Source organism: Blautia sp. OM07-19 (assembly GCF_003481595.1).
In the GTDB taxonomy this organism is placed as follows: Bacteria; Bacillota; Clostridia; order Lachnospirales; family Lachnospiraceae; genus Blautia_A; species Blautia_A intestinihominis.
The window spans coordinates 1-6,336 of sequence record NZ_QULA01000063.1 but is presented as its reverse complement, the minus strand read 5'-3'; the positions used below and the strand labels follow the sequence as shown (position 1 = coordinate 6,336).

General features: G+C 46.1%; 6 protein-coding genes. 4 read left to right on the top strand and 2 right to left on the bottom strand.

Features of this window, described 5'->3' with window-relative positions:
- The first annotated feature begins 171 nt into the window (after positions 1 to 171).
- Together DXC01_RS19480 and DXC01_RS19475 are read left to right on the top strand one after the other, a co-directional pair.
- Positions 172 to 807, top strand: coding sequence for a hypothetical protein (locus tag DXC01_RS19480; RefSeq protein WP_147399651.1), 636 nt, complete (start codon positions 172 to 174; stop codon positions 805 to 807).
- Positions 773 to 1,321 carry a stage V sporulation T C-terminal domain-containing protein gene (locus DXC01_RS19475; protein ID WP_118252710.1) on the top strand — a complete coding sequence of 183 codons (549 nt, stop codon included), beginning with the start codon at positions 773 to 775 and terminating at the stop codon, positions 1,319 to 1,321. Before DXC01_RS19480 ends, DXC01_RS19475 begins: the two co-directional genes overlap by 35 nt.
- Before the next feature lie 53 nt (positions 1,322 to 1,374).
- Here DXC01_RS19475 and DXC01_RS19470 read toward each other — a convergent pair whose 3' ends face one another.
- A complete protein-coding gene (locus tag DXC01_RS19470; RefSeq protein ID WP_022213220.1) occupies positions 1,375 to 2,406 on the bottom strand; it encodes a 3-deoxy-7-phosphoheptulonate synthase in 1,032 nt (343 codons plus the stop codon).
- Positions 2,407 to 2,615: 209 nt separating this feature from the next.
- Positions 2,616 to 4,079 carry a nicotinate phosphoribosyltransferase gene (locus DXC01_RS19465; protein WP_118252709.1) on the bottom strand — a complete coding sequence of 488 codons (1,464 nt, stop codon included), beginning with the start codon at positions 4,077 to 4,079 and terminating at the stop codon, positions 2,616 to 2,618.
- A gap of 238 nt (positions 4,080 to 4,317) precedes the next feature.
- On the opposite strand from DXC01_RS19465, the gene DXC01_RS19460 reads away from it, so the two are divergent.
- The gene (locus tag DXC01_RS19460) at positions 4,318 to 4,851 is read left to right on the top strand and encodes a V4R domain-containing protein (protein ID WP_022213222.1); all 534 of its coding nucleotides are present in this window, start codon (positions 4,318 to 4,320) and stop codon (positions 4,849 to 4,851) included.
- Between the two features lie 159 nt (positions 4,852 to 5,010).
- Positions 5,011 to 6,270: a sensor domain-containing diguanylate cyclase gene (locus DXC01_RS19455; RefSeq protein ID WP_118699655.1), complete on the top strand. Its 1,260-nt coding sequence runs from the start codon at positions 5,011 to 5,013 to the stop codon at positions 6,268 to 6,270.
- Positions 6,271 to 6,336 lie beyond the last annotated feature (66 nt).

Genomic DNA, 6,336 nt, shown 5'->3' with positions numbered 1-6,336 from the left:
GCGGAACCGCATGTCCGGTGGTGTGAGAGGTCGGCGGCAAAAGCCGTCTCCTACTCGATTATTTCATCAGGTTGAAGCCAGGCGGATTAAATGCTATAATTATCAGATAACAGGCAATTGAAATAAAATATTTTTTACAAAAATAAAAAGTTGATAGCATGTCTGACAGGTATGGCAATGATGGCAGGAATTCTCAGTGGATGTGGAGGCAGTATCGGTAAGTCATCCGAACCGGTTACGCTCACTGTGTGGACATACTATAACGGCGAACAGCTTGATGCGTTTAATGCGCTTGTAGATTCTTTTAATGACACAGTCGGCAAGGAAAAGGGAATCGTAGTTGAGAGTTCCAGTCAGGGAAGTGTTAATGACCTGGAAACAAATGTTATGGCAGCAGCAGAGGAAAAAGTAGGTGCTTCCGATATGCCGGCTATTTTTTCTGCATATGCGGACACAGCTTATAAACTGGATGAGATGGGCAAAGTCGTCGACCTCAGTGAGTATCTGACAGAGGATGAACAGACAGACGAGCCAAACGATGGCAAGGCATTGTTCGGCTGTGATGCGATGGCAAACTACATGCTGGTAGGAGCAAAGCAGCTTGGAGGAAGCCTGTTCGAAGTCAAAGACGGCAAGATGGGCCTGAATTTTGATAAGGATATTGTTCGGAAACTTATGACAGATAGTTTTTATGTACATAATTCTCCTTGTTTTCCATATAATAACCATACAGCACGGAATATGGAAAAACAACAGGAGGAACATAACCTATATGAAAGCTACAGGAATCGTCCGCCGCATCGATGACCTTGGAAGAGTTGTGATTCCAAAAGAGATTCGGCGCACACTGAGGATCAAGGAGGGAACCCCGCTGGAGATTTTTACAGACAGAGAAGGCGAGGTTATCCTCAAGAAATATTCTCCGATCGGAGAGCTGAGTATTTTTGCAAAGGAATATGTGGAGGCTCTGGCACAGACGACAGGTATGATGGCATGCATCACAGATCATGACCAGGTGGTGGCAGCTTCAGGACACGGCAGCCGTGAATACGAGGGCAAGGGAATCAGCCGTGAGCTGGACCGGGTTATCGCAGAACGGGAAATGAAGTGCTACTACGGAGAAGAAAAAGGCAAGATAGCACTGGTCGAAAATCAGAAAGAAAATAAAGCAGGTCTGATCATACAGCCGATCATCTGTGCAGGAGACGCGATCGGTTCGGTTGCACTTGTCGGAAAAAGTAACGGGGAAAGACCGGGAAATTCGGAGAAGATGCTGGTACAGACGGCAGCAGGATTTCTTGGACGGCAGATGGAACAATAAAAATACCGGAGATTCTTTGAGTGAAAAAAGAATCTCCGGTGTTTCTGTTTTTATCAGCACTTCTCAGCAATTTCATAGATCAGGCGTTCAGTATCCTCCCATCCAAGACACGGATCGGTGATAGAGCATCCAGGGGTCATGTGGTCGCTGATGTCCTGGCGTCCTTCGAGCAGGTAGCTCTCGATCATGACACCTTTGACAAGTTTGTGAAGTTCCGGATTGCAGTTGCGGCTGTGGAGAACTTCGTTTACGATACGGATCTGCTCCTTGTATTTCTTGTTGGAGTTAGAATGGTTGGCATCAATGATGACAGCCGGGTTCTTGAGATCCTTCTGGCTGTACAGGTTGTAGAGTCGGATCAGATCTTCATAATGATAGTTCGGAATTGCCTGTCCATACTGGTTGACACCTCCACGGAGGATGGTGTGGGCCAGGTCGTTACCGGATGTCTCAACATCACATCCACGATAAATGAAATGATGCGGATGCTGTGCAGCAGTGACGGAATTAAGCATAACGGAGAGGTCGCCGCTGGTCGGGTTCTTCATGCCGACCGGGATATCCATTCCGCTGGCGGTAAGGCGGTGCTGCTGGTTTTCAACAGAGCGTGCGCCGACAGCCTCGTAAGAGAGGATATCGTCGAGGTAACTTCTGTTTTCCGGGTAAAGCATTTCATCGGCAGATGAAAGTCCTGTTTCCTGCATAACGCGCATGTGCATCTTACGGATCGCGATGATGCCGGCAAGAAGGTCAGGAGCTTTGTCCGGATCCGGCTGATGGAGCATTCCTTTGTATCCATCTCCGGTAGTACGCGGTTTGTTGGTGTAAACACGCGGGATGATCATTAACTTATCAGAAACTTTGTCAGCGACTTTCTTGAGGCGGTTGACGTATTCGCAGACAGTATCCTCGTTGTCAGCAGAGCAAGGACCTACAAGTACAACAAATTTATCAGATTCACCGGTAAAGATACGGCGGATCTCTTCGTCACGAGCCTGTTTGACTGCTTTTAATTCATCGCTGAGCGGGTATTCGTTTTTCAGGACTTCCGGAAGTGGAAGTTCATGATTGATCTTCATAGACATGATGTATTTCCTCCAGTGTATAGATGGCACCTTTATATATGTGAAAGGTGTTTTTTCAATCTAACACAGTATAACATGTCATAAAGAAAAAATCTAGCAAATTAATGCGTTAAACTGTAAAAGTATCAATTTGTCGAATTTAAGAGTATTTTTGCAAGAAAAAGCCAGGGGGACATATTTAGAGCTACAAACTCCGTCCCCCTGGTCACTCAATCGAGTGCTTTCTCGCTCATTTCTTCGAGTAGGTTTTTCTTGATGTCATATAATTTCTGAGAAAGATCTACATATACTTTCTGAGGATTTACCAGTCGGCGGGATTCATCCCAGAGGGTGTTCTGTTCTTTCTTGCAGTATTCGCGAAGTTCCATAACTTCCGGTGAAGTGTAGACACGTTTGCCCTCGCGGATTACCGGAACCAGAAGTTCACGAAGCTCATAAGTGCCGCCAAGAACCTTGGTCTTCTTCCAGGTGTCAGATGGGTCGAAGATGATCATGGTTTCTTCCGGATCAAAAACTTCGTCTGCCATACAGATGAGGTCTGCCTTGATCTTACCGGTGGATTTGCTGTAGATACGGTAAACGGTTTTGTTGCCCGGGTTGGTGACTTTCTCTGTGTTCTCGGAAAGCTTGATCTTTGGTGTGAAGGTGGAGCTTCCTGCGTCCTTGACTGCGGCAAGTTTGTATACACCGCCGAAAGCCGGGTTGTCACTGCTGGTGATCAGGTTGGTTCCTACACCCCAGGAGTTGATCTTGGCATCTTGTGTCTTGAGGCTGTCGATCAGGTACTCATCCAGATCGCTGGAAGCGGAAATCGTCGCATCGTCAAATCCGGCAGCAGCCAGCATCTTGTAGGCTTCTTTGGAAAGGTATGCGAGGTCACCGCTGTCGATACGGATTCCATAGTGTGTCAGTTTGATTCCTTCTTCACGCATTTCCTCGAAAACGCGGATTGCATTCGGAACACCGGATTTGAGTACATCGTAGGTGTCGACCAGAAGTGTACAGGAATTCGGGTACATCTTGGCGTAAGTCTTGAATGCAGTGTATTCATCCGGGAAGCTCATGATCCAGCTGTGGGCGTGTGTACCAAGTACAGGAACATTGAACATCTGACCGGTCAGAACATTGGAAGTTCCGGCACATCCGCCGATCACTGCGGCACGTGCACCATAGATACCTGCGTCTGGTCCCTGTGCACGGCGAAGACCAAATTCCATGATCCCGTCACCGCGTGCCGCATAGCAGACACGAGCCGCTTTGGTAGCGATAAGACTCTGGTGGTTGATGATATTGAGGATTGCAGTCTCGACAAGCTGTGCTTCCATGATCGGAGCGATAACCTTGACAAGTGGCTCTCGCGGGAATACGACAGTTCCTTCCGGAATTGCGTAGATATCTCCGGTAAAACGGAAAGTGCTCAGATATTCCAGGAAATCTTCTTCAAAAATATTAAGACTTCTGAGGTAATCAATATCTTCTGTTTCAAAGTGAAGATTCTCGATATACTCGATCATCTGTTCCAGACCTGCTGTGATCGCGAAGCTTCCCCCGCATGGATTGACACGATAGAACATGTCGAAGATAACAGTCTGGTTGGTTGGGTTTTTGAAATAACCCTGCATCATCGTTAATTCATATAAATCTGTGAGCAGGGTCAGGTTGGTTGCTCTCATCCAGTTTCTCCTTTATTAAGCGAATAGATCACAGATGCCGGCTTGTAAAGGCATCCTGTATCAAAATGTAAAACCATTATAGCATTATTTTACACGATCAGCACTAATATTTTACATAAACCACCAATTATTTGCCGACAAAAGGAACGTTAAATTGACATAAGATATGCAATACTTTATTATTAAGATAAAGGCAGTATACAATTAGCTGCCATTGGGAAAGCGGGGGATTTACATTATGGATAATATTTTTATGGCGGACAGAAAGCCGATCCAGTTCGAGGAATATCTGAAATATGATGAGAACAGCAGGGGAAATCTGGGAGAGGAATTACCGGTTCGCGTATATCGTTTACTGGAATATTCTCTCAAGGAAGAACTGCTCAGAAGATACGGCAAGGATGAGCAGGTAGAAGTATTCCGCAGCGCCGGACGTATGGCAGGAGAATATTTTGCAAAAAATATGCTTAATCTGGATCAGCCGATGGATCAGTTTGTAAGTGAACTTCAGAACAAGATGAAAGAGCTTAAGATGGGTGTTCTGAGAATTGAGGATGTAGATGAGGAGAGCGGCAAGATCATCCTTACAGTAGCAGAGGACGCGGACTGTTCCGGACTTCCTGTGCTTGGAGAGACTGTCTGCAATTATGACGAGGGATTTATCGCCGGAATCTTGTCTGTATATTCCGGCAAACAGTATACAGCGATCGAGGTAGACTGCTGGGCTACAGGAGATAGAGTATGCCGTTTTCATGCTAATGTAGAAGAATAGTATTTAGCTAACAGGTAGTATCCCGCGAGGTGTTTGGGCATATTTTTGCCAAAATCCCGAGACATACAAGTCAAAATGCGTTGTCGCTTACATAGTTCCATTCTGCAAAGCGTGTGGTCATGAAATGCCGATAATGAATGGAACCAGGAGAATTTTTTTATGGAAGAAAAAAACTGTAAGTTATTGTTTGAGTATTTAAGAGATATATTGTATGATCCGAAAGTAAAGACGCTGGATGTAAATGAACTGGATGAGCCTTACCAGAAACTGGGACTTGGTCTGAATTATCTGGAAAGGGCAGTCAAGGAAATGAAGGCTTACTCTGCGGCATTGTCAAAGGGGGATCTTTCGGGTTTTACACCTTCCAGAGAAAATTTTCTGTGTGAAAACCTCAAAAATATCCACGCAAATCTGAATCACCTCACCTGGCAGGCAAAGCAGGTTGCCAAGGGAGATTATTCCCAGACCGTGTCATATCTTGGCGAATTCTCAGAGGCTTTTAATACGATGACGAAACAGCTCCGTGAGAGAGAAATGATCCTGGAGCGCAAAGCCGAGACTGAGAAACGTCATGCAGAGATGGCAGAGAGCTACAATCAGCTTCTGATGGAACTGATCGCCCGAAGCGAGGAGGAGATCCTCGTGACGAGTCTGGACGGGCAGGAAGTATTTTACTGCAACCGCGCGGTTGATGTGAAGAAGCGGGGAATCTATCGGATCTGTATGGAACAGACGGCAAGGATCGCTGACGGAGAGCATGGTCAGCAGGAGTCTTATGAGTGGGACTGGGAAGCTGAGGATTCCGAGGACAGATTTTACCGGATCACGACAGGTATGATGAAGTGGCAGGGCAGGAAGGCCTATACACATATCATTCAGGAAGTGACTGAGACAAGGCGGCGGGAAGAACAGCTCAAGGTTGAGGCTTATCACGACAAACTGACCGGAGGCGGCAACAGATTTTTCTTCCAGGAAAAAGCCGATGAACTTCTGGCGACGGGTGAGAGACTGATCTTCTGTTACTGTGACCTTGACCATCTGAAATATGTCAATGATACATTTGGGCACTCTGAGGGAGACTGGTATATCCGGCATTTTGCAGAGACGGTGCAGGATTATATCCGTAAAGGAGATGTTTTTGCCAGAATCGGTGGAGACGAGTTCTGCATTATCCTGAGAAACTGTCCGGTAAGCATTGTAAGGGACAAAGTACACAGGGTGCAGCACGAGTTCAGCAGTGACTGTGGCAAGCCGTATGCGATGAGTTTCAGCTGTGGGATCGTGGAAGTGCCGAAGGCACATGAGGAAACTTCTCCGGAAACAATTCTGGAGGAAGCAGACCGGATCATGTACCAGCAGAAACGGGAGCATAAGAAAATTTATCAGGAAGAAATGGGAAGTACACCCGAAAAAGGCTGATTTTATGCAATGTCATTAACTTAAAAGCAGAAGATATTTATTCCTAAAAGGATTAGATATCTTCTG

Excerpts from the sequence above, each read along its gene's own strand:
- DXC01_RS19480 (WP_147399651.1), top strand. The coding sequence starts at position 172 with ATGGCAATGATGGCAGGAATTCTCAGTGGATGTGGAGGCAGTATCGGT.
- DXC01_RS19455 (WP_118699655.1), top strand. The coding sequence starts at position 5,011 with ATGGAAGAAAAAAACTGTAAGTTATTGTTTGAGTATTTAAGAGATATA.
- DXC01_RS19470 (WP_022213220.1), bottom strand. The coding sequence starts at position 2,406 with ATGTCTATGAAGATCAATCATGAACTTCCACTTCCGGAAGTCCTGAAA.
- DXC01_RS19465 (WP_118252709.1), bottom strand. The coding sequence starts at position 4,079 with ATGAGAGCAACCAACCTGACCCTGCTCACAGATTTATATGAATTAACG.
- DXC01_RS19460 (WP_022213222.1), top strand. The coding sequence starts at position 4,318 with ATGGATAATATTTTTATGGCGGACAGAAAGCCGATCCAGTTCGAGGAA.
- DXC01_RS19475 (WP_118252710.1), top strand. The coding sequence starts at position 773 with ATGAAAGCTACAGGAATCGTCCGCCGCATCGATGACCTTGGAAGAGTT.